This is a genomic window from Psychrobacter phenylpyruvicus DSM 7000 = NBRC 102152 (genome assembly GCF_000685805.1).
GTDB classification, from domain to species: Bacteria; Pseudomonadota; Gammaproteobacteria; order Pseudomonadales; family Moraxellaceae; genus Psychrobacter; species Psychrobacter phenylpyruvicus.
Genome location: NZ_JMKP01000012.1, coordinates 1 through 24,409 on the forward strand (window position 1 = coordinate 1; position 24,409 = coordinate 24,409).

Sequence of the window (24,409 nt, forward strand, 5' to 3'; positions counted from 1 at the left end):
ATTGTTTAGCAAAGTTAGGGTAAGAGCCAAGGTTTGGAAACCAAGACAGCCAGTGGTTTTTAAAATATTGCCAGATTTGTTTGTCTTGATCCATGCCCATAAACTCACCAACTAGCTCCATACATATAATTTCAGTATCGCTAAGTTTAGGCGCAAATCCGCCTCTTCTTAACGGTTTTTGAACGACTAAGTTGTAATATTGCTCTACCATCAGATAGATATTAATGATAAATTCGTCAAGTGGCATCTCATTGTCCTTGGTCTTCTTGGTCGAAAACTTTAAGGATAGTGAGGTGTCATTTTTTTTCAACCCCTAAAAGTGTTGAGAGTGGGGTAACTGTTCGATTGGTATATGTAGATATTAATTAGATGCCTCAATCTTTTTGTATGAATATTCGCCTAAAAGCTTAGTCTCAGATTTGCATAGAGCAGGACTATTACCCTGCTTTAACTATTCTGTGCAAATCTGAGAGCCTATTAATTTAAGATTATTGGAACAGCTAAAATGAATTAAGCCCCATAAATTGTGTTCAACTTATAGGGCTTAGTTAGACTATATTATAATTATATTAGCTGCTTTTAAAGATTAATAATCGATTGTATAACTTATCCCATAGGTGGTACCTTGTGATGGTAAACGGTTCATCGCTCCATAGTTAGCCTGATGGTAAACGTTTATATAGTCTTTATTAAGTAGATTATAAACACCATAATCAACCTTACCTTTACCCTCGCCCAATTGCACCTGACCTAACAAATCAAAGGTGGCATAACCTGAAATTGCATTGGCACTCGAGTCGCTGTCCTTTTTTTGATCCTTAAATGCTCTATCAGAACCTCCAATAGCCAAGGCTTGTAAGCGAATATTACTGCCTTCATCGAAGTTATATTGTGCAAAAGCCGTTCCCTTTAATGGACTTAAACGATCCGCACCCAGCTCTAACCACTCGCCATCTTTTTTGTATTGACCACGGGTATAGGCAAGTGTGCCGCCCAGTTGCCAGTTATTATTGAGTTTTTGGCTAATTGATGCTTCCGCACCATACACACGCTCATCGGTATCGATCACTTCAACTGTGTAATCGTCGTTAAAGCGAACGGTTTTGTCCGACTCATTATAAAACCCGCTAAGTCTGGCTTGTGTATTGCCATGTGTTCCTTGCCAGCCTAGTTCATAGTTATCAACTTCAATAGGATCAACATTGTCAGAATTTACCACAAACCCTCCACGCACATCACGGAGTGCTCGCTGAAGATCAGCGGTAGTAAATCCTTGTGAGAAATTAGCAAAGATTTGATCTTCTGGTGTAATTTGATAACTGGTGCCTATGTTGAATAAAGTCTTGTGATGATTGGTATCTCCGGGTTCAACATAACCGGCCTTATAATCAATACCGTAAGCAGCTGCTTTTGGCGCAATACTAGGGTCATTAAAATAATTCTCTAATACTTGTTCTGCAAGCGGCACAAAGCGATCTGTCTCAGCTTTTATTTTTTGATAGCGAACCCCTGCACTGGCATGCCATTTGTCACTCAAATCAATATCACCATTGACAAAGATGCCATACTTATCAGTTGTCGTATCAGGACCGCCATTATAGGCTTGACCATCAGGTGTAGACACCAAGCCATTACTAGCCCAAAACTTATTAAAGTCCTGGCCGTAATATGTCTGCTCACTTTTTTCACGCTCAAAGTCGGCACCGTAGCTTATCAATGTTGGTTTGTTCCCCAAATCAATCTCAGTTTGCATAGCTGCACGCAAACCAGCTACTTCAATATCTGCCTCAGATTGAGCAACAATAACAGCGGCACCAGCTAATTTTTTAATTTTATCTTTATCAGTAACTCCGTTAGCTGCCCAAATCTGGGCTGCTTGTTCGTCTACAGTTTTACCAGAGGGGTAAAAACGTCCTTTTTCATCTCGATAATAACCTGTAATATTCAGATTTGAATTTAGAAAATCATCGTTGTTATAGCTTAAATTAACAGATGTTTTGCGAGTCTCGGGTTGATGCTTAACATGAGCTCCATCCACAGCACGAAGAGACGGCTCTTGTTTTCCAAGCAATACCTTTAAATTATCGCCGTAATCTGGCCCATAGTCTGTGTCTTGCTCATCTTTATAATAAGTAACCGCCAAATCTATACTTTGTGAGTCATCAATATTTGCCCCAATATTGGCATTCACACTTAAAGACTGGGTATCTTGTTGATCGGTTTGATTGACGTCTGGGCTGATGCGACGACCATGGCTATCAAATTGACCCCCTTTGTCTTCATAATCTACATCCAAACGGCCCCACACACTTTCACCACCGTAAGCCATTGTTTGACCTACTTTATGACCCAGTGAATCAGAGTCAAAATCACGTGCACTACTCATACCAATACGGGTTTGACCTTTAAATCCATACCCATCCATTGATTTAGTAACTAAGTTAATTAACCCCCCTGCAGCACCTGACCCATAAATACTGGTAGCTCCTGATAATACTTCTACACGCTCAAGTTGTGCGGGGTCAATACTATTAAGCTCACGAGATAAATTACGTGACCCTGTTAAGGGCACACCATTTAATAAAAACTGCACAGGTCGTCCATGCATAGTTGTGCCATAATTACTGGTCGACCCACTGGTTGTACCTAAGCTTGGGATTAATTGAGCCAATATTTCACCTGTGGTACGACTACCAGCAGATTGGGCATGAATTTCATTTTCTGTAATGACTTGAGTCACAGCCGGCATTTCACTAATCTTTTGAGCCAAAGCTATACCCGTTTTTGCTTTATCTTTAACCTTGATAGTCTCGAAGATAGCAGAAGGCATCTGCTTCTCTTCTAAATCAGTTGAATTATAGCTATCTATATTTTGTTGATTTTGAGTATCGTTGATTAATGTATCTGTTTGAGCATAAAGCTGTTGACTAATACATAGACTGAGAACAGATAATACGAGGTGATTTTTTTTCATGACATTGTTTTCTCTTTGTGGATTTGACTCAAGGCTGCTTACTTATATCCTCTCTACCCTTATCTAATAAATGATGAACAGATCAATAGCCCTATATCTCATCAAAATTTACTAAATTAAAGTAAGAATATATTGCAGAATGAAACATAGTTACGATTAATACCACAGTAATACTAATAGTACTAATTACGTAAATAATAATCGCATTGTAAACAATAATCATTCTTATTTCTAGGCTTTTATAGGAAGATAATGTAATTTCTTTAATTTTATTTATCAGCTTTAAGTTTTTTAATTATTTGATCCAGTTCATTATTTTTATAAGCATCCATAAATAACTGTAGTTTTGCATCGTCTTTTTGCTGCTTTTGCTGACAGTCTTTTATTAAAGATTCTGCAACTGGTAATGGTAGGATAAATACCCCATCGTTATCCATTACTGCCACATCGCCTGAATTTATAGTAACCGTGTTGTTATCATCTGTTTGGTATTTTAAACAGCAATTAATTTCACCCTGTTCACCTATAGATTTGTGAGTGGTCAAAGCACTGATATCCGATGCAAATACCGGAAATCCTAACTGTTTCAAAGCTTTAGAGTCTGTTACTTTCCCTAATACAATTACAGCGCTTAACTGTTCAAATATAGCAGCACAAGTGCGTAAAGCCCCCCAACATGCTTTATTACCTAATATCTGCGCATCGATACACAATACGTCTTTGGTATGTGCCAATCGTAATGCTTCATTAATCATGTCGGTATTATCTGAATTTAATCGCACCGTCACAACTCGACCAGCCAAACTTTGATTACAGTCCTGTATAGGCTTTATTCCTACTAGATACCCTTGCTCTGTCAGGTGACCTATAGTTGAGGTATCAATTTTCTGATACGCGGCAATAAGAGAGTCTGAAACAAAATTTGTCATTTTTTGTCCTATAGTTGAGTAAAAGTTTCATATGCCTTGTCAATCACTACTTAAGGTAAACTAGCTTAGCTGCTTGAACGACTTTGAATATCAAGCGCTTGTATGGATATAGGATTTGTCACCATACTCTCACCTGAAGGCATACTGCCATGTGCTTGTTGTCCCCGTTCGATGACAGGCAGCATCAATGTTTTATGGGGATAAAAGGGACTGTCTAACAAGCATTGCTTAAGTACCAGGTATTGATCGTTATCAAAGTCTAAACGCTCTAATGTCTGTTCTATTATTTCTCTAACTATTGTCCACAGTGCGACTTCCTCTAATTTATAATGCTCCACTAACGATTCGATAATGGCACGAATATTGACTAATATGCCCAAGGACTTTAAGTAAAATATCAGTGCCTCAGGGGTATCTCTGTATAATCTATTTCTAAAATTAGGTGGGCTCAAATATTGAGGATCGTCTATTTGATGCCGAGCCAGCCAAGGTAGATGAATACGTACCGAATCATGATCTCGCAATAATACGCCACTAAAACGATTGTTTTTTATCACCATAAGCACATTTTGGCCATGTAACTCAGGTACAAAACCAAGACGAATACAGCGCAGCATCGTGCCTAAAAAAATCTGGCAAAGATTGCTAAAGTAGCTGATAACGCTTGCCTGCGTAGTAGTGAATGTTTCGGTCTGGTATTGAGACTCATTGCTTAATTGACTTGTAGTTCCTTGTAAACTTCCAAAGCCTTGTAACAGCTCGTCAAAGATATGGTAAGAAGATTGCTGTTGATATACCATCATTCCCAAGCTTGCCATGGGTAATAGTCGCACTGAATCATCACATAATTCTTCAGGAAGGCAGCGCAACAATACTCCAAGATGCGTGGGCTTTTCTTGGTAAAAGCAGGGGTTGGTTGAACTTTTATCATCACGGTGTTCGGGAGGCATATACCCCCACCATAAACGCTCATCCCATAGCCACATTTGTTTATCTAAAATGGCATCTTGCTGTTGGGCACGTGATAGCAGGGCTTGGTTTTTCTCCGCATTAATTAGCTTTAAGGCTGGCAAGTATCGCTTGGAATTTAAAGCATATATACCAAGTGGTAGTTTAATGCTATAAGGCGTATCAGCACATAGCAGCATACTTCTCATTGATGAACTTGCATAACTTGCTAACTGATTAAAGCGTAGTTTAACTATTGCCTTATTTGACAAATCATCACTAAAGAATTTATCAATTTCGTTAGCCATTTGCCAAGGATGTACCGGAATAGCAATATGGCTATCAACAACCCCTCGTGCTTGTAATTCTTGTTGCAAATTTTGTTGCTGATGAGGGTTAAGTAAATACTGAGCAGGCGTCTTAATAAGCTCTATTTGATCTAATAAGGTAGAAAACATAAGATGTTTTTTATCTACTGCTACCCAATTTAGATAAATGGGTTCACTAAATTCAGCCATATAATGCTGATAATCCTGCTGCTTAAAGCCAAGTTTACCTTTTGCTAAAGGATGAAACGGGCGGTCTGCTAAAGATGCCCATCGTTCGGAAGCAATAAGGGTTTGATACCAATGCTCTTGGTTATAAACCAATGGAGTTATATAGGCCAGCGCTGACCACTGCTGTCCCAAAGATGACGCTTTCAAGCTCTCCTTCAACTTTACAATACCGTCATCAGATAGCGTGTTTTTTTCATCCATAGCTAGTAATAACAAAGACAATAATTGCTCAGCTGAATCAATCACCTGTGACTGCCTATCAAACTTAGTGTCAGATTGACTTGCGCTATTACCAGTTTTGTCCCTATCCTGCGTATCCTTGATACAAGGATCATAAGGCGTAAACAAAATAGGCAAACAAGCTTTCTTTAATTGCCACTTTGAACAGTGACGTGGGTTAGTCAACAGCAGTAACTGCTCATCATTAGACAATCTAAGCACTACCATTGGCGTGTTGTGATTACACAGGGCAGCCGCAAACTCTTTATTATAAGTTAGGGTTAATTGTTGCAGCTGGGTATATAGCTCTTGATTATTAAGATAAAAAGGACTGTTTTTTTGGCTCTGTTGCTGGGATGATTTACCAAAATACTCACCGCTACAGGTATAGGTGACTTTATCAGGAGTTAGCCACTGTTCAAGTTGGCAACACTCTAATAGCTGGTTTATCAATTGCCACTGGGTTATTTCTTTAGCCTCTAAATGGTCTTTTGTTTGTACTGGAAATAGGCTCAACATAGCATTTATCTCTTTTGCTATTAATTAAAAAAGTCGTTTCTGTTAAAGGTTTTTATTGTCATTAGTATCGTTACACACTACTTTGTATAGCGGGTTATTAATATATTTTATGGGGAATACCGCATCACCAAACAGCCGTCTTTTGGCTAAAGACTCGATACGGGTTTGCTCAGCAAAGACATCAAATAACTCAAAACGACTTTGATGTTCAGGATGGTTATGCTGATAATCTAAAATACACTGTGCCACATGCTGCCAAAACAGCTGTTCTGAATAGCCATAATGGGTTTGCAAAAAGATAGCCATGTCAGCAAATGCAACAAAAAACAAGCAGGCTACTGTCATATCACGGATGCCATCAGTATCGTCAGTTTCGATAAATGAACCTCTATTTAAAGCGGCATGCACAGCAGGTAAACTAAAGAATTGAGGACGCAGATCTTGCCTGGTTAGATGCTCTGGAGAGTAACGAATCCCATCATGCAAATCCTTTAATAGCACTTTAACCGGATATCCATTTTCATGTACCAAAACAATATTTTGGGCATGGCATTCAAGCGCTATACCATGAGCAAATAGCATATGAATAATAGGTAATGTGGTCACTTTAACCAGCTGTTTAACCCAACTATCAACCCCATATTTTTTAAGCCAAGGGTCGATAAGTAAACTACCGTCAGCATTTATATAACTTACTCCGTTTAGGGGAAATGCTTGTTGATTGGATTGTAAATACTGACTCACATTTTCTCGCCAAATTGCCCCAAGACCGCCATAAATATTAGGGTGCTGATAGCCTTGTTCTCTCAATTTCTCATGATCCAAACTAATCCCCATCGTCTCACCCAAAAATGCAAAATTTAATAACTGTGCTGTCTCATCTTCTGCAATCAATTGGTTAAGCCATTGGGTAACTATGGCAGCATTCATTACCGTATGTTTTGCAAGTATGCGGGTACTAGAGGTGTTCACCATGTGCATACTTAATTTGAGATATGGCTTATCCTCCGCTAGCATAGTTAATGAGCGTATAGACTGCTGAGCCCGGTATTCTGAGGATGTCGGACCTAAATAAATTACCTTTTGGCTGTTTATTAAAGGTTGCAGTGCGTAAATTAGCGTATTTTGCCATTGCCAGGGATGCGCTGGTATCAAACCATACTCAGTCTCAGTAGTGATCATGTTTTGTAATTTATCAACCAATTCACTATAAGCATCATCGCCTAAGTATTGCTTTATCCATTGGTTAATAGCTATCGATTCAACACTATTACTGACCAATATACTGCGCTCTACTGCCAACCATACAACAGGCACATCATGCGCAAACTCTGGGCCATAGAAATAATTATCAGTAATATTAAATCCAATACGAGATTTGAAGCATGGATGATATGGATGCCCTGCCATCAAGTAGCCCTCCAGCTGCGGATAGGTCAATGCATTAATATCAGTAGCCACAAATGGTGTCATTGCTTGCGCTTGAATTTCATTGATTAAGGTATGGCGTAACTCTTCAATGAAGGAATCTACAAGCTTTGGTAACTTGTTATCTGCTGTATTGGCTTGTGCAGTATCAGTAGCAAGTGCCTTGATGTTTAATATAACGTCATTAATTACACACTCTAGTGTCGCAGGCTGCGTGTTATCATGCTGTACGCGCATTACTTCTGCCTCATTAAAGCGAATCAGATCAAAGCTATAATGAATGTGACCTTGGGCTACATAGCTAATTTCATCAGATACCTTAATAACAACAGTATGTAACGGATTAGTTTCACTAGTTGCTATTGGACTGAGCTGGTAATCTACGATATCTTCAAACAATAAAGCTTGTAATAATTGTTTGATAACCCGCTGTTCTATATCACTCATCCGCTGTTTGGACAATACTCTTGGCACCTCAAAGCGCGTGTCCATCACACTATTATCTACCCTACCGCTACTCTCTTTGGTTTGGTCTAAACAATGGTCCACTAATGGGTTTTGCCATGGCCAACTTGGTTGTAATAAGTCTGGTAGATTTTGCTGATGATGATCAACATTTTTTGAATTATAACTAGGCTCTGATTGCTGCATGGGTATCTTCCTATTAAACTTTTTATGAAAACTTATTAGTGTCTAATCTTATAAATTAATAAGGGTTTATAAATTGATTTATAAAAGATAAAGATAATGTAAATAATATTTATTATCATTGATGGGTAAAACTATACTTATACTTATATTTATTCAGTAGCACTGACTACCTCCCCTAATCCGTATTTATACTACTTTTAATCGCAAACTTAGGGTATTAATCGTCCATTACTAATGATAATCAGACGAATTTGATGAGGGTAAACTGCGTGCAGATATTAGCGTTACTATCATCATAATCCCCAGTGCAAAGAACACCTCTTGCATAGGAGCTATTAATGGACTAACTAAAGGATTAGCCAATAAACCTGGCATGTCTAAATTGGATAAGAGTTTGGTTAGCAACTCAAACCCGCCGCTATTGATATATAAAGTAGCTAGGGTAATAAAAATTGTTGATAGGATGCGACGACTGATGTTGTTTAGCGCTGCACCATCAGTAACTAAGTGTTTATTTAAACTACCCAGACCAACTGTTGTGGTAGGTAAATAAGCCAGTCCTACACCCACGCCATGTATACTCATAATCAGCATAATCACCCAAATATTGGGATCGAACAGACAAACACTGAGCAATATCATTGCTACACCACAAATAATGACACCAGCACTACCTATATTTCTAGCGCCCTGTTTATCGACAATATTGCCGGCAAAATGAGTTGTTATACTGGTAATTAAAGTTGCTACCATTAACACCACACCTGTCCATATTGCGCTTTTATGCATCACTTCTTGGATAATTATAGGGAGGAATAAAAGCCCCATCATCATTCCAAGGGTCTGGGTGATACTCAAAATAATGCTATGCAAATACGTTTTATTAGCAAATAATCTCACATTAAGTAAGGGATTAGTGTGTTTAAGCTCATAGCGCCACCAAATACTAGCAGTGATAATAAATACCACCATGTACCCAAGTTGACCTATTACTAGGTGCGACTTTAGCGTATTCAGCCATAATGTTAGTGCCATTAGCCATAAAATCAGTGCGAGAAAGCCTTTCATATCAAATGGTGCAGCTTTATGCAGGTCGTTATGTATTTGCGATTTAGGCAGTGACGGAACCCACCACAGGGTCATGGCAATTACCAGTATGCTAAGGGGTATCGTTATGGCAAATAAAGTCCACCACTCAAAATGTGCCACTAGATAAGCACCCGCCAAGGGACCTAGTGCTAAGGACAGCATAATTACAATGCCCCACAATGCCATCACTTGGCCTTGCTTATTGCTAGGATAAATTTGGTACAGCATACCTATGGATAATGGAATGATTAAGCCACCTGATAATCCTTGAATAGCTCTAGCCACAATAATAGATGCCATACTAGTGGCCAGCATACCTAGTAGTGACCCTGCCATAAATCCGATAATCGCAGCGACATATATTCGCTTAAAATCAAAGTTTTTACTTAAGTAACCGCTGAGCATTAACCCTACACTCATCGCTAATACATAGCCATTTAGTACCCAGCCACCCATTACAATATCCACCGAAAACACCGACATAAATATTGGAATAGCGGGGTTTAGAGCACTATTGCTAAAGCTCACCACAGTACCCCCTAGCAATAAGGTCCAAAGTACACAGCGTACTTGGCTGGGGTTGAGAACTCCAGAGTTACTACCTTCAGAAGGGGCATGGCGCTGCTGTAAATTATTTGTCATGATAAGGGCTTAGTACTATTAGTATCATTAGAGTGCAATGACAGTGGTGCAAATTTAATAAAATACGGCTCATTTGAAAAAATGGCTCACTTGAATTGACTTCAGGATTCTAAAGTCTCGCCATAAAAACCCAAATAACCTCTAGATTTATAAAACTCATCACGATGACAAAAATAAAGGGCAGCCTTTTTTTCTGGCATATCGACTAACCTTTGAATTTTATAAGCAAATCTGTCAGTTACCCATTTGTATACCTCAATTTTGCTATCCGGTTCGGTGACAATTTTTTTGGCGTCCGTATGCTCAAAAATGAATCTAGAAATCATCATACCTATCGGTTTAATATAGCCACGACCTACAGAATCCGTCTCGCCGATTAAAATATGCCATCCCATATCGGTGGGTTTTGCTTTGTAATATAAAGACAAACGATCACGGTAAGCCTCATAGATTTCGGTATAACCTATAGGTCTGTCATCGCATAACACGATGTAAAGACGGTGATGGTCATCGACAATCATTTTCTCAAAATGTACCTTTAATTGAGGCATTGGCAAATGCAGTTGCCACTGCTCCACCACATGTTCTGCATGCATCCAGCGATACAACATAGGCATATCTTCAGGATAATTAACGGGACGTAATCCGAACTTTTTTTGATTGGCATCAACGGAGAATCTATCGGGTAAACTTTGAGCAATGGTTAGCATATAAGGCCCTACAAATAGGTTTCAGTAAAAAAATGAATACGTTAGGGTTTAAAAATACAAGTCTTTTGCTATTACAGATACGATTAAATCCCTGTGTTTTAAGTCCTGTTTTTTAAACCCTGCGTTTTAAACATAGTTATTTAAAGACTAGTCACTTAGTGATGGTCTACAATCCGAGATACCAAAGTCTTGAAACACGCTGAGGGCTTTGGTGTCATAGACTTGTTCTCCTTGTAACTGGTTAATAATATATCCCGCCCGATAAGCACCTAGACCCAAATCTGGCGCCCCAACACCATGTGAATGAATTTCTTGGTTTTGCACGAAAACTTGGCCCACTACCCTATTTTTATGCGCATCTTGAGGTGTTTGTCGCTGGAGTTTTGGTACCCTGTCATCTTTAAATTCCAAGGTATAATTTAGGTTGATCTTAGGTTGATCAAATTCATTATGTTCGATATAGGGCAGTAATGAATCAAAGCATCTGGGTAGTCCATGGCGATAGCCGGTACCAGCGATAACGCAGTCATACTGGGCTGTAAACTGACGCTGCTGCTCGCGCTGCTTTACAGTCAACTGTAGTTTTAGATCATGATTATTTTTATCAGAATCATCATTTACGGCCTTTGCATCAATTACTTCACAGTGTGCAAGCAAGTTTGAATGGGTTGGCTGATTGGCAATACTACGCTCATAAAGTCGACTATAAATATCTCTGATAGTGCTAAAGCCCATACCTTTATAAAGAAGGTCTTGTTTTTTTAATAAAGAATATTTGGTGCTATCTGGTAAATGATAGAAATAATCTGTATATGCCGGGCTAAAATGTTCAAGTCCTAGAGGTGAATACTCCATTGGGAAAAAGCCAGCAGAACGGGTAAACCAATCTAACTGAAACTTAGGCTGACCATAAGGATCAAGCTGCTGATCAAATAAAGCTCGATACACTTCAGCTGAAGACTGACCTGAGCCCAATACTAATACTTTAGGCGGGGTATCTGACTGTTTTATTTGCTCATAATTGAAGAGATTTGCAAAGTCTGCTGTGTGCATACAGCGATGTGGTGCTTTATCTGCCAATGACTGCAACACCGCTGGCAGGGTTGGCTGGGTACCTGTGCCAATGACTATATTTTTGGCATGGTAGGTTTTTATTTCTCCTTGCTCATTAACACGTACGACATAGCCCGCTTGTTCCTCCATAAGAGCAACATCTACTACTTCCGTGTCAAATACCAAGCTGTCTAACTGCCCAGCTACCCATTGGCAATAGTCATTGTATTCTTGACGGAAAATTTTGAAATCCTCAAGGAAATAAAACTTTAATAAGCGGTGATGGTGATGCAAGTAGTTTAAAAAACTATAACGACTGGTGGGATCAATAAGGGTCACCAAATCTGCCATGAACGGAACCTGCAAAGTGGTGTGTGGCAGAATCATTCCCTTATGCCAATCAAAGTTTGGTTTTTTTTCAAAAAACTTACTACTCAGTGTTGGCTGCTTATCTATTAACGCAGCCAAACATAAATTAAATGGCCCAATACCTATACCAATAAGATCTAACATCATTCGCTCCACATTTTTATAGTCGTCATTTATTATCTATTCATCTTATCTATTTGTTCTAACCCGCCACTAATGGATTGGGGATTTCAACATAGACTGACTGTGTTTCGACAGGGGCGGTTAATTCATCTAGCGCATATAACCGTGTCAATAGATTACCCTTAAAAGGTAGGGTCGGACTGCGTAACAACAGGTCAAATAGTGAGCGATGTGGGAACTGTTGTTCAAGGGTTTGCAGACACTGCTTGAACTGCTCTAAAAGCAGCTCTTCACTAACTAAACCTGTACGAGCAATAGCGGTAATTAAGCCAAAGATACTATTGCCAACCAAATAATAGGTCACTCGTGAATCTGCAAAATCTTCAGGGATAACGCATTCAGCTTCATTGATGAGCTGTGGATTGGCATCAATTAACGCTGCCGCATACTCAGCAATATAGCCAAAGCCTTGATTATCACGTGCCCAAAACTTAGTAGGATATCCATCTTTTAACTCAATAAGACTATTTTGCTGATGCACCTCAAAGCCAAAACCATGCTGATAATACATCTGGATAAGTGGAACAAAAGCGACTGTTAAATAAGTATCAAACCATTGGCGTGCTATTTGAGGTAGAGGCTCATTGGTGCGCTTATGAATGGCCTCAAATAAAGTAGCAAAGCGATTGGTTAAACGCATTGGATGGTCTTGACTCAAACTTGCTAAATTTGTAATAGAGGATTTAGCATCAAAAGGATTGTCACGTAAAATACAGATGGTTTCATCAACAATAGAGCCATCTATAGTAAGGGCTATCCAAGCGGGATCATTTAGCACCTCAACAGTGGGATACTGAGTTTTTAATTGTTTACCATAGTCACTGCGCCATATACGGCAAGCGTACATACCTCGGTAACATTCTTTCGATGAGTTGATACGCACTGAATTGGTAATAGCTACCGATAAAGATACTTTAAACATCCAAGGCGCTTTAAATGAAGCTAATGTGCGTACTGATGTGGTTGGGTGTAAATACCAGCCCATCTCCCCTATATCGAACAATTCGCCATGCTCAAGTAAACGCTGATACCAATCTTGTTGTTGTAAAAACTTTGCTTGCCAAGGGTGCAGAGGTAATAATTTATAGTTGGGGTATTGCTTAAGTAACGCATTTTGATAATTGCTTATATTAGTGTCGCCACTGTTCTCAATAAGCTTCTCTTTTAATGTGGTACTTATGCTATCTCCATCAACATAATCTTCAGCGATATACTTTGGATCTACCAACCAATAATGTAATTGAGTTTGGCTCTTAGTCTCTGGCGAATATTGTGCCCACTGCTTATCATAAAATCCCGCCCTGCCCTTTGGTGTTGGATGCATAGCATGACCATAGATAAGATTTTGCTCGGTTTCTATAAAGTTTAAATCCTCTTTAATAATGTCATCCATCTCATCATTGCGATGTTCCAAAATAGTTTTTAGCCCTTCATAACTCTCAATCCAGCGTTTCATCACGCCATTACTATCAAGAATAATGCCATTCTGAACCGCATCATTGTTTTGACGACAAGCTAAGTCTTCAATGATTAGCGCAGCCACACTAACTGGTGTCAGTTTCTTCCATGATTCTTCTTGTAGAATAAAAGGAGTATCAGCTAGGCGATGTTGCCCCAACTTGCTTACTTTATCTAAAGTAACTGCCATCGTGACGTTTAAAGGCTCGAGTGTGAACTCTAAAATAGGTTTGCCCTGAGACAGTTGTTTTTGCTGTGCATCTTGTTGCTCGATATCAATTACTCTGCCCTGCTGTGTTTCAAACGCATAAGTGTTTATTAGATTTTGTAGCACCAATCGATCGAGAGTTTTTTGTTGAATCATTTTTTTTATCCTTGATTATTTTTCAAATTATTTTTATTGATAATTGCCTTACCCATTACCCTGATGTCATCCAAAATATTTTTGATGTCCGATAGCTGCGTTTCAGGGTTTAAAATCGTAAACTTAAGGCAAAACTGCTGTTTATACTCAGTAGTTGCAATATTGGCCTGATTATTAATTAGTAGTTGTTGGGCGATTTTTTTATTTAAAATGGTTAATTTGTTTTTTGATAGCTTTGTATCTAAACCCTTTATACTTTGTTGATTTGATGGATTGATACCACTTAACTCTATTTGTTGTGGGGAGTAATAAAATAGAACGCTGCTAATTATGGGCTTTTGCACCAGAATAAAGTCAGGATGTATATCAATCATATCGGCTGCTTGCTGGGCAGTATCAATGCATTTATCAATCAGCTCGCCATAACCATTGGTACCTAATAAATCGAGGGCTAGCCACAGTTTTAAGGCATCAAACCTACGTGTGGTTTGAAGTGAATAAGTCACCAAATTGGGAATATTGTCTTGATCATCATCACTGGGGTTTAAATAATCGCTATGTTGACGAATGCTTGAAAAATGATGTTTGTCTTTTAACAAAAATGCGCCACAGCTAATAGGTAAGAAAAAGTGTTTGTGAAAATCAAGAGTAATTGAGTCTGCTTGATTGATACCCGCAACCCAATCTTGATAACGCTGCGATAAAAGTAAAGCCCCACCCCATGCAGCATCAACATGTAGCCAGATATTATGTTGCTGACACACCTCCGCTATAGTTGGTAAAGGGTCTATCGCTCCGGCATCGGTTGTTCCTGCTGTCGCTACGATAGCCATGATATTATCAGCGCCATACCTCTCAACTTGAGATTTAAGCTCTTCAATATCCATTACACCCTTATCATTTGTGATGATGGTCTTTACCACATTACTTCCTAACCCCAATAAACTGGCATTTTTGGCAATTGAAAAGTGGGCTTGGTCTGAACATAAAATAAATGATGGTGCAAGGCCAGTTAGACCGTCGCGCTGAATATCAATATCTTTCTGTTGATAAAAATGATTGCGTGCCAATAGCAGTCCCATCAAATTACTCTGAGTACCGCCACTGGTAAATACTCCGCCAGCCTCAGTATTTTTCTCAAAACCTGTTTTATCTTTAAAGCCACATAACTGACACAACCAGTCGATAAGTTTTTGTTCAATATAAGTGGCAGCTGGACTTTGATTCCATGAATCCATACTTTGATTGGTAGCTGAAATAATAAGCTCAGCAACTTGGCCAATAATTAAAGTTGGTGGGTGTAAATGAGCCAAACAATGCGTATGTGATGTTGCGACACAATTAGGCAGTAGCTGCTTTTCTATGTCTTTGAATATTGCCTGCTTATCACGGCCTTGGGGAGTAATATTAAGATTAAGTGTGTCTTTTAACTGATCACAACTACCCCCTAAATATAAGTTGTTTTTATCTAGCCATCGCTTAATCAAACGACTTGCTTGCTGGATATCGGCAAGATATTGATCACTACTCTCATGGGTTAAAATTTGCAAAACATTCCTCTTTATTGGCTATAGGGCTATCATGTCTAAATACATGTCAGAATAAAAAATAACTTATTAAAAACTCTTTTTTAGTAAGTATCTTTTAAAGCCGTTTGAAATTTACTTAAAACCTGCTCGAGCTCAGATTTAGTGATATTCAATGGCGGTAGGAACCGAAGTACAGACCCGTTGCGTCCTCCTTTTTCAATCACTAAACCTTGTTTAAAGCAAGCCTGTTGAATTTTTGCAGCCATCTCTCCATCAGAAGGATGAAGTCCATCTGCTTGCTTTTCTGATTGTGGATTAATAATCTCAACACCAATCATTAATCCTTTGCCTCTGATATCCCCAATACGTGGCTCACTCTGTTGTAGTTGCTGTAATTGACTCATAAACCAATCACCCACCGTGGCAACTTGTTCGGCTATATTGTTATCTTTTAAATATTTTAAGGTAGCAAGCCCTGCAGCCATCGCTAATTGATTGCCTCTAAATGTTCCTGAATGATTACCCGCTTGCCATTTGTCATATTGCTTCTTAATACCTAGTACTGCTAAGGGTAACCCTCCACCTATTGCTTTTGACATCACAATCATATCGGGATCAATATCCGCATGCTGATAAGCAAACCAACGTCCTGTACGACAAAATCCTGTTTGTACCTCATCAATAATTAACAAGATATCAAGCTCTTTAGTAACTTTTCGGACGTGTTTTAGCCACTCGATAGGCGCTGGATTTACTCCTCCTTCACCTTGTATTACCTCTAATATCACTGCTGCTGGTTTGGTAACCCCACTTTCAACATCAGTCAGAAAGTTTTCAAAATAGGCCATATGGGCATCCAGACTCTGTTGTTGCGGCAACCCAAAAGCACTACGATAAGTATTTGGATAAGGTAAAAACTGTACCTGCCCCATCAACCCCTCTATCCCTTGCTTGGGGTTAAGATTACCTGTAACCGCCAGTGCCCCATGCGTCATGCCGTGATATCCCCCACTAAAGCTGATAATGCTAGAGCGTCCTGTTACTTTTTTAGCGAGTTTAAGTGCTGCTTCTACTGCATCAGCTCCAGTAGGGCCACAAAACTGCAAGCAATATTCGGCATTATCAGTAGCCAGCAGCTTATACATAAAATCACTAAACTCGTATTTTAGGGGGGTAGTAATATCCAAAGTGTGCATAGGCATATCGCTATCTAATAATTGCTTAATGCTGTCAGTTACTACCGAATGGTTGTGCCCCAATGCCAACGTTCCAGCTCCAGACAAACAATCGATATACTTGTTACCTTCAACATCCGTGATCCAGGCACCTTTAGCGGATTGAATGGCAAAAGGAAATTTACGCGGATAGCTCAGTACTTCAGATTCGACCTGATGTTGACGACTTAGATAACTTTGGTTATTTCTTTTTTTTGCTGACAAAGACAGATACATAGTGAATCCCTAATAGTTGTAATAACTTAAGCCTAAATAAACTTATGAACCCGAAACTTACGAAGAGGTCATACTTTATTTTTTGCAAAAGTGAATTTACTTAGCATTAATCAAAAAAGGATATTTATGATGTTATTCATAAATATCCTTTTTTGTAAATGATTATCATTATCATTTAATGAGTGTATTTTCACTTACATTTAGCTTGTTGTCAATAAAAATTCTAGATTTTTTTAATCGTTACAGTACTTTACGACAAATATTGCTAGAAACATAAAAGATGCTATGAAAGTAAAAAATAAGCCATGTTTGACTTATTTGGTCACTAACCAGAGCTGACAAGTGACCGTTATGCATCAGTACAATAAAATTGACTTTCATCCTTCTCTATTGGTGTACTGTACTGTGACGAATTAACCATAAGAAATAGATTCCACCAATAATGGCTGCTATGGCCCCTGCTGGCAGCTCGTAGGGAAAGATAATATAACGACCAATCCAATCGGCCAGTATCATCACTCCCGCACCAAGTAAAGCAGCCAGTGGCAATTGCTTCTCAAGCTGTATTGCCCCTAAAGAAGTTGCCAAGTGAGGCACCATTAACCCAATGAAACTAAGTGGTCCAACTGCTAGGGTACTTACGGTACTAAGCGCTGCTACCACTGTCAGTAGCGCTAATTGGTACGCTACTACCTTAACCCCTAAGCTACGGGCGACAGAACCCCCTAATCCCAATACGCGTAACGGTTTGATTAGTAGCATACTAATTGCTACCAAAATCACTGCGGAGCAGATGAGATACCAAACAGTTTCGGGGCTGGCACTATAAGTAGTTCCCGAGAGCCAGCTAAGCATCCCTCTTAGTCTCGGGTCACCGGAGATTTTCACCATACTCATAACGCCATCCATCATTGCTGCGATACCAATACCGACCAATAATAAATAAGCTGGGGTTACCTTACGTGCCAACCAAATAATTAGCAGTAATACCAACAAGGAACCTAATAAGCCTGAGCCGACCAAAGCTAACGCTCCGGGTTTCACACCAAACATGGGCAATAATAAGAAACCAACAATTACCCCTAATGCTACTCCTGAGCTGATACCCAGCACCTCGGGACTCGCCATCGGGTTTCGGGTCAAGGTTTGCAGCAATACCCCTGCGGTTGCTAACATCACCCCAGTAGCAGCCGCGCTTAGCGTACGAGGCAAACGAAATTGAGTCGTTAATGCCCAGTCTGTACTGAGGGCAATACCTGAAATGTCTTTGACCAAAAGACTCACAATAGCAAGTAATACCAATAAACTGATTGCCCACCGCCACCAGTTTATTGGTTGACGTTGACCACTAAACATCGGTGTAATCGGTGCGACGCTTTGTCGGCGCTGGCGTAATATTAACCAGATAATAAGCGGTGCCCCTAAAATACCTGTGATAGATCCTGCAGGTATTGGCATCCCCAATATTGGCTCTAACAATAGACCTATATTACTGGTTAGCCAAAGTAACAAAGCACCAAACCCAAAGGCAGCTATTAATCGGCGTCCGATATGAGCAATACCTAGTGCATTCACCAAACTGGCTGCGGCAAGCCCGATAAAGCTAATGAGACCAACTTCACTTATTACTAAGGCTGTTACTACCGCAACAATGCTTATTACCACCAACCTTATACTATTAATGGGTACTCCCAAGCGCTTGGCTTGCAGATCATCAAGGCTCATTAACGTTAACGGCTTTAATAATGGAATACTAACAACTACTAATATGGCTGAAGTAATGGCTAATTTAATACTAGTCTGCCAGTTGTTTTGGGTCAAAAAACCTGCTGCCCATGACAAAATACCAACGCTACGCTCGGTATAAAAGAGCACTAACGTACTAGCAAATGCTGCTAATAAAATATTAACTACCAATCCTGACAGCACTAATATCAGAGGATTAAACCGGCTTGGTAGGGATAAGATAAATACCAAGCCCAAACTTATTAAAGCGCCTACAAATGCAATCCATACTCCCCCATAAATGGCTAAGCTTGGTACAAATAAAGTGGCAATAAGTAGGGCCAATTGAGCACCTGTACCAATGGCTAAAGTGGTATCAGAAGCCAAAGGGTTTTTGACTAACTGTTGTAGTAAAATACTGACTACACCAAGTAGTCCCCCAGCCAATAATGCTACTACACTGGTAGCAACCAATCGTAGCTGTACCGCCATATCTGCCACATCAAGCTCAAAGCTTGGTTTGAGCAGTTGAGTGATTGGCAAAGACCACGACTTATCAATCAATAGCGCACTACTGATACCAATACCGACAAGAAGTAATAGTAATAAAGCCCAAGCACGCCAATGTTTCATCTCCACTGCTGTAGCTAAAGAAGATACTTTCAATGGGGTATGAGGTGCTGTTTGGTTTTGATCTATTTGCTTCTGATTTGGTGAGGTGTTTTTAGGACGATTGGGTTTAGATTCAAACTGATAATTATTTGCTGACATTAGCAGGACCTCCGACTAAATTCGCTGCGGCAAGGTTGTTCGCTAAGCTGGTAAGTGAAGCCATACCACCATAAATCCATACGGGTGGTAAAACGGCCATACAACGACTATCGCCCATGGCGTTTGTATCAGCTCCATATCCAAGGCGCTGCCATACCAAACTGTCTTGTACTTGCTTTTGAGTGAGGGTGTTTAATGGTTTAATGACTAGTAAACATACATCTGAGTCAAGCTGCGTCAGATCACCCATCTGAATAGGAACAAAGCCCCAATTATTACCTTTACCTAATGCCACAAGTTGCAGGTCCATTTTATTGAACACCACATTGAATAAGCTATTGTTGGAGTACATACGCATGTTATTGTCATCAACGAATTGAATCACTGCGAATTTTTTAACATTAGGAAATCGCTTCTGGAACTGCTTCCCGGCATCTACAATTTGTTGATGGCTTTCATTGATATAGTGATTTGCTTGTTGTGGTTTGTTGATAATCTTTCCAAGTTGATGGGTTGATTCAACATAGTCCTCCCATTTTGCAGTGTCTCCCTTACCGGCAAACATAATTGTCTGAGCTGGGACATCTCCATAGATGCCACGCGAATGCTCATAAAAGAAATTATCAATAATTAAATCAACAGGTAACTGAGCCGCAAGTTCAGCATTAGGCAGATAACGTATACCCAAATCGTGTACGGAGGAAGGCAACTTTGGATCGGACACCCATTGATCCCAAACACGGTTATCACCTGTAGCAATTGGCGGCTGTCCCATGGCAATGAGAGTAGCGGCTACCCCCCAATCAGGCGAAACAACATTTAAATCATTACTAACAGTGTCTGATTGATCTAGGTTATTTAAATCTGATGATCGGTTTGAATTTGATGATAAATGATTGGAATCATTAGGATTTTTTTGTGTTTGTACCGACGAAGTATTGTTATCATTGTCAACGTTGGAGCTGCTACAACTTATTAATACTAGCCCAATAGCACTATACATTAATACCGCTACTGGCTTTGATGACAATAAATGTTTATTAAATGAGGACTGTTTTAACTGCCCTAGTATAGTTTTTAATTGCAATATCAGTTTCATACTACACCACTGCGACTGGATGACCGTTAACGGGGTGTGTTAGCAGCTGCATATCCACATTAAAGATGTCCTTAAGAACCGGTGGTTGCATGATATTATCCACGGTATCATCATGACATATCTTCCCAGCCTTTAACGCAATAATACGGTCTGAATATTGAGCAGCCAAATTGATATCGTGCACAATCATCATTACTCCCAATCCTTGGGTATCAACCAACTTTCTAATGAGCGCCATAACTTCAATCTGATAGCGTACATCTAGCGCCGCTAATGGCTCATCAAGTAACAGATACTGAGTGTCTTGGGCCAAACACATAGCAAGCCAAACCCGTGCTCGCTCGCCGCCTGAAAGTGTAGAAACTATACGATCGGCATAAGTGTCAATTTGGGTCAACCGCATCGCTTCCGTGACCTTATTTTGGTCAATCTTACTGGGTTTTTGTAACCATTTCTGATGCGGATAGCGCCCTAACATTACAAGTTCACTGACAGTAAAAGAGGCTGCATCTGGAAGCTGCTGTGGTAAATATGCCAGCTTCTTTGCCAAATCTTTACTGCCATATTCACTAAGCTGTATATCATCCAGCATTAATGATCCGGAGTTGGGTGACATCTCACCTGCTAAGACTTTAATTAACGTGGATTTTCCAGAGCCATTGTGGCCTATAAGCGAAACCAACTGGTTGGGAGAAATTTGACAATTAATATCTTGTAATAAGACAGATTTCTGACGAGTAAGTAAAAGATTCTTGGCCTGTAACATAAAATTGCCACGTATAAAGTGAGAAAAAATATAACTATAGTAGATACTATAGGCTAAAAATCGTATTATACTTACGAACGATAATAAAAACAATTCTCATTTATGTATTAATTTTAAATACTTAAGCAACTTTTATCGAGATACTGTATGACTAATAACATTGACTCTAACTCTAAAACTCAAACAAAATCTGAGTCACTTACACCAATTAATCATCCTGAAATCCAGCACATCATTGATCATATTAATGAAGAACATGCAGAAGACTTGGCTGATTTAATAGGTGTATTTCACCGTATTGATTCAGAAATCCTACAAAAAAAAGAGGTTGAACTGGTCCAAATTTATACTCAAGGATTTGATGTTCGGTTACATTCTAAAGAGGTGGCTAATAAAAAGACTTCCCCTGAACCTCATTCGCTTTATAGCCTTTCAGATGATGAAATAAACAACACCTATTTCATTGGTTTTGAGTCGATTATTGCAGATGTAGAAGATTTGGCGTTTCAATATATTTTACTTAAACAAAAAGCGGACAAAATTATTGGTAAAAAAACCATCAAGTTAACCGATAAGTTTTTTGAGGTAGTAGACAGCTATTATGTGACTGACAATATGTATCGTCTTGTGCTCTCCTCTTTAGCGGCTGACGTCAATAATCCTCATCTCAAACACCAAAACATACAGTCAGAACTAATCCACGAGGCGGGTTACGCTTATTTGTTTGATCTAGCGACTTTTAATCTTGAAGGATCACAAAATACAGAAAATTTAGATTCAACAATTTTACGTACTCCAAGTAATGACTCAGAGCATCAAAAAAAATCTCGGCAACACCGTTATTACACACTACGTAAGGCATGGCAAGATAAAAATGACCCACAAAAGCTACTAGTTTGGATAGATATTTATATTCATGGTGATACTTCTGGAGCGCGCTGGGCATTGAATTTAATGCAGGGAGATATTGTCAAAATAAAACGTGAAATCCCTGAAAAACTAGCTCATCTTAACGCGCTTGGTGAAATCGCAAATATCAAGTCAATAACTGATAATGTAAAAATAGGCAATGATAGCTCCGGGCCACGAAACTTATTAATTGCAGATGAAACATCAATACCGACGGTGGCTAGATTATTAGAGCTCTGGCAACAACCTACAGCACCCATAATTATATTTGTTACGCAGGATATAGCAGATCAAAATTATCTTGAGCATATTGAACTCAGTGAAACTTTGACTGAAAAACCTATTATTTTGAAACTTCAGTCTAATGATGACGAGTTAGATACCTTGGCTAATCGCATTGATGATTGTTTGGGGCGCTATTTAAGCCAACATTCCATAACTATAAACAAAGCATGGGGCGCACTTGAAGCCAGTGTAACTAAGCGACTGCGGCGTCTACTACAGCAAAGGTTGGGACTGACACGCTCCGAAATAGTGATTAAAGTATATTGGCGTCGTTAGCTTAAACCCTATTACCTTGAGACCCCTTTTTTAACTAACTTAGATAAAGGATAATAAAAAACTCCGACCCTACCAAGGTCGGAGTTTTTTATGTCAACTTTTGAAGATAATCTTCATCTCAAATCATAAACCTGAACCTACCCTACTTATCCATATCCATTATTTACACAGCGAGCTTGTGACTATTGCAGTAAAGCATGAACTGCAACACTTGCTGCTTCAACCGCGCCAGCCACATAACCTGGGAACTGACGAGACCACTCACTGCCAATACCTATTAGATTATCTTGCCATACCCCTGTTGTAGCAGTAGCTGCCGGTGGATGCGGATGTTGCCCACCACTTTGGGCGTCAATGGTTGTCGCCGTGAATGTATCTTGCGACCAATCTTTGATGAAGTCAGCCACAGGTGACTGTGCTTGAGCACCAAACAGTCGGGTCAACTGTTCTCGGCAATATAACTTCAACTCATCTTCAGAAACACTTTGACGCACTTCAGGAGTGATTCCAAAGAATCCAAATAAGGCAGCATGACCATTAGCTGCAGAAGCATCATGGATTTCAGTTAAGGGGCCTACAGCACTATTGGCTGATCCAGAAAGACCTTGCTCACGCCAAAATGGCGTATCATATATAGCAAAGTATTTGGCATGAGGCGCCATCCAAGTTGCAGTCGAGCGCCATTGTCTTGCCAAATCATCAGGCAGTGCCGGTGTGAACTCTAGGTTTTGTTCTACCAAACGTGGTGGTAGCGCTAATAATAGTTGTGATACTTGCCATGTCGTCTTTTTATTGTCGTTTTGATTACTAGACGTGGCATTTGATTCAACCTTTACCTCAATCGCCATCGCTGTTTTGCGTAATTGACAAACCTTATGACCCATTAACACTCGGTTGCTATCCAAACGCTGGTACAGCGCCTCTGTTAACGCAGCCATACCACCGATCAAGCGCATGGAAGTTGGTGAACTTACGTAGCCTTGCATACGCATGGGTGCTGTATTCGGCGATCTTTCTATCAGTATGTCACCGTCTTCAAACTGAGCAAAGCTTTTAAGACCAAGCTCTTGTACTAATTGACCTAATTGTGGTTGGTAACCAGGCCAAAACCAAGAAGGTCCAAGGTCAAAGCGGTCAGATATATCTTTCCTATCTATTACACTCTGACCATCAGTCGCAACCGAATGAATACGACCGCCAATTCTATCTCGGGCTTCTAACAGCACATAGTCGATGCCTTGTTTTTGTAATAAATAGGCAGCATAGAGGCCACTTAAGCCTGCGCCTATGATGGCGATACGTGCTTTATTCATATTTTTTTCCGCTGGGTATTAATTGCTTTAATATTAATCGTTATTTCATTATTAGGAGTCGTTAAAATAACTTGCTTAGTCTAAAATAAAAAGTATTCATGTGTTAGGCTTTTTTGATAGGCAAGATAAAAACAAAAAAACGTCCAAGAAAGACGTTTAGTTTAGATAATTATGCTTAGTTATTAATGAAAT

15 protein-coding genes and 1 pseudogene are annotated in these 24,409 nt (G+C 39.5%); 1 reads left to right on the plus strand and 15 read right to left on the minus strand.

From position 1 onward, the window contains the following. The 14 genes and pseudogenes from G561_RS14115 to G561_RS0106530 form a co-directional block, all read right to left on the minus strand. A pseudogene (locus tag G561_RS14115) lies at positions 1-247 on the minus strand (IS982 family transposase); the annotation flags it as partial. A gap of 339 nt (positions 248-586) precedes the next feature. Beyond that, on the minus strand, positions 587-2,974 hold the full coding sequence (locus G561_RS0106470) for a TonB-dependent receptor (protein WP_028858813.1): 2,388 nt from the start codon (positions 2,972-2,974) through the stop codon (positions 587-589). Positions 2,975-3,243: 269 nt separating this feature from the next. Beyond that, the gene (locus tag G561_RS14120) at positions 3,244-3,903 is read right to left on the minus strand and encodes an RraA family protein (RefSeq protein ID WP_051584412.1); all 660 of its coding nucleotides are present in this window, start codon (positions 3,901-3,903) and stop codon (positions 3,244-3,246) included. 65 nt (positions 3,904-3,968) lie between these two features. Beyond that, entirely contained in the window at positions 3,969-6,146 is a 2,178-nt protein-coding gene (locus G561_RS14125; protein WP_051584413.1) for an IucA/IucC family protein, read from the minus strand. A 42-nt stretch (positions 6,147-6,188) separates the two neighbouring features. Beyond that, positions 6,189-8,225 (minus strand): IucA/IucC family protein, encoded by a 2,037-nt coding sequence (locus G561_RS14130; RefSeq protein WP_081794397.1) that lies wholly within the window; start codon positions 8,223-8,225, stop codon positions 6,189-6,191. 231 nt (positions 8,226-8,456) lie between these two features. Then, entirely contained in the window at positions 8,457-9,956 is a 1,500-nt protein-coding gene (locus G561_RS14135; protein WP_051584414.1) for an MFS transporter, read from the minus strand. 101 nt (positions 9,957-10,057) lie between these two features. Then, the gene (locus G561_RS0106495; protein ID WP_028858814.1) at positions 10,058-10,666 is read right to left on the minus strand and encodes a GNAT family N-acetyltransferase; all 609 of its coding nucleotides are present in this window, start codon (positions 10,664-10,666) and stop codon (positions 10,058-10,060) included. Between the two features lie 147 nt (positions 10,667-10,813). Beyond that, the gene (locus G561_RS14140; protein WP_037031863.1) at positions 10,814-12,232 is read right to left on the minus strand and encodes a lysine N(6)-hydroxylase/L-ornithine N(5)-oxygenase family protein; all 1,419 of its coding nucleotides are present in this window, start codon (positions 12,230-12,232) and stop codon (positions 10,814-10,816) included. 58 nt (positions 12,233-12,290) lie between these two features. Continuing rightward, on the minus strand, positions 12,291-14,093 hold the full coding sequence (locus tag G561_RS0106505; protein ID WP_028858815.1) for an IucA/IucC family protein: 1,803 nt from the start codon (positions 14,091-14,093) through the stop codon (positions 12,291-12,293). 5 nt (positions 14,094-14,098) lie between these two features. Then, positions 14,099-15,643, minus strand: coding sequence for a pyridoxal phosphate-dependent decarboxylase family protein (locus tag G561_RS0106510; protein WP_051584415.1), 1,545 nt, complete (start codon positions 15,641-15,643; stop codon positions 14,099-14,101). Between the two features lie 80 nt (positions 15,644-15,723). Further along, on the minus strand, positions 15,724-17,073 hold the full coding sequence (locus G561_RS0106515; protein WP_028858817.1) for a diaminobutyrate--2-oxoglutarate transaminase family protein: 1,350 nt from the start codon (positions 17,071-17,073) through the stop codon (positions 15,724-15,726). A gap of 387 nt (positions 17,074-17,460) precedes the next feature. Further along, positions 17,461-19,569: a Fe(3+)-hydroxamate ABC transporter permease FhuB gene (fhuB, locus tag G561_RS0106520; protein ID WP_081794398.1), complete on the minus strand. Its 2,109-nt coding sequence runs from the start codon at positions 19,567-19,569 to the stop codon at positions 17,461-17,463. Beyond that, complete coding sequence (locus tag G561_RS14145; protein WP_244265440.1) at positions 19,556-20,668, minus strand: ABC transporter substrate-binding protein; 1,113 nt, start codon at positions 20,666-20,668, stop codon at positions 19,556-19,558. Before G561_RS14145 ends, fhuB begins: the two co-directional genes overlap by 14 nt. Position 20,669: 1 nt before the next feature. Then, positions 20,670-21,434, minus strand: coding sequence for an ABC transporter ATP-binding protein (locus G561_RS0106530; RefSeq protein WP_028858819.1), 765 nt, complete (start codon positions 21,432-21,434; stop codon positions 20,670-20,672). A gap of 147 nt (positions 21,435-21,581) precedes the next feature. Between G561_RS0106530 and G561_RS14150 the strand changes: the two genes are divergently transcribed. After that, the gene (locus tag G561_RS14150) at positions 21,582-22,904 is read left to right on the plus strand and encodes an SIP domain-containing protein (protein ID WP_051584416.1); all 1,323 of its coding nucleotides are present in this window, start codon (positions 21,582-21,584) and stop codon (positions 22,902-22,904) included. Between the two features lie 182 nt (positions 22,905-23,086). On the opposite strand, the gene G561_RS0106540 is transcribed toward G561_RS14150, so the two are convergent. Beyond that, the gene (locus G561_RS0106540; protein WP_028858820.1) at positions 23,087-24,217 is read right to left on the minus strand and encodes a flavin monoamine oxidase family protein; all 1,131 of its coding nucleotides are present in this window, start codon (positions 24,215-24,217) and stop codon (positions 23,087-23,089) included. Positions 24,218-24,409: the final 192 nt, after the last annotated feature.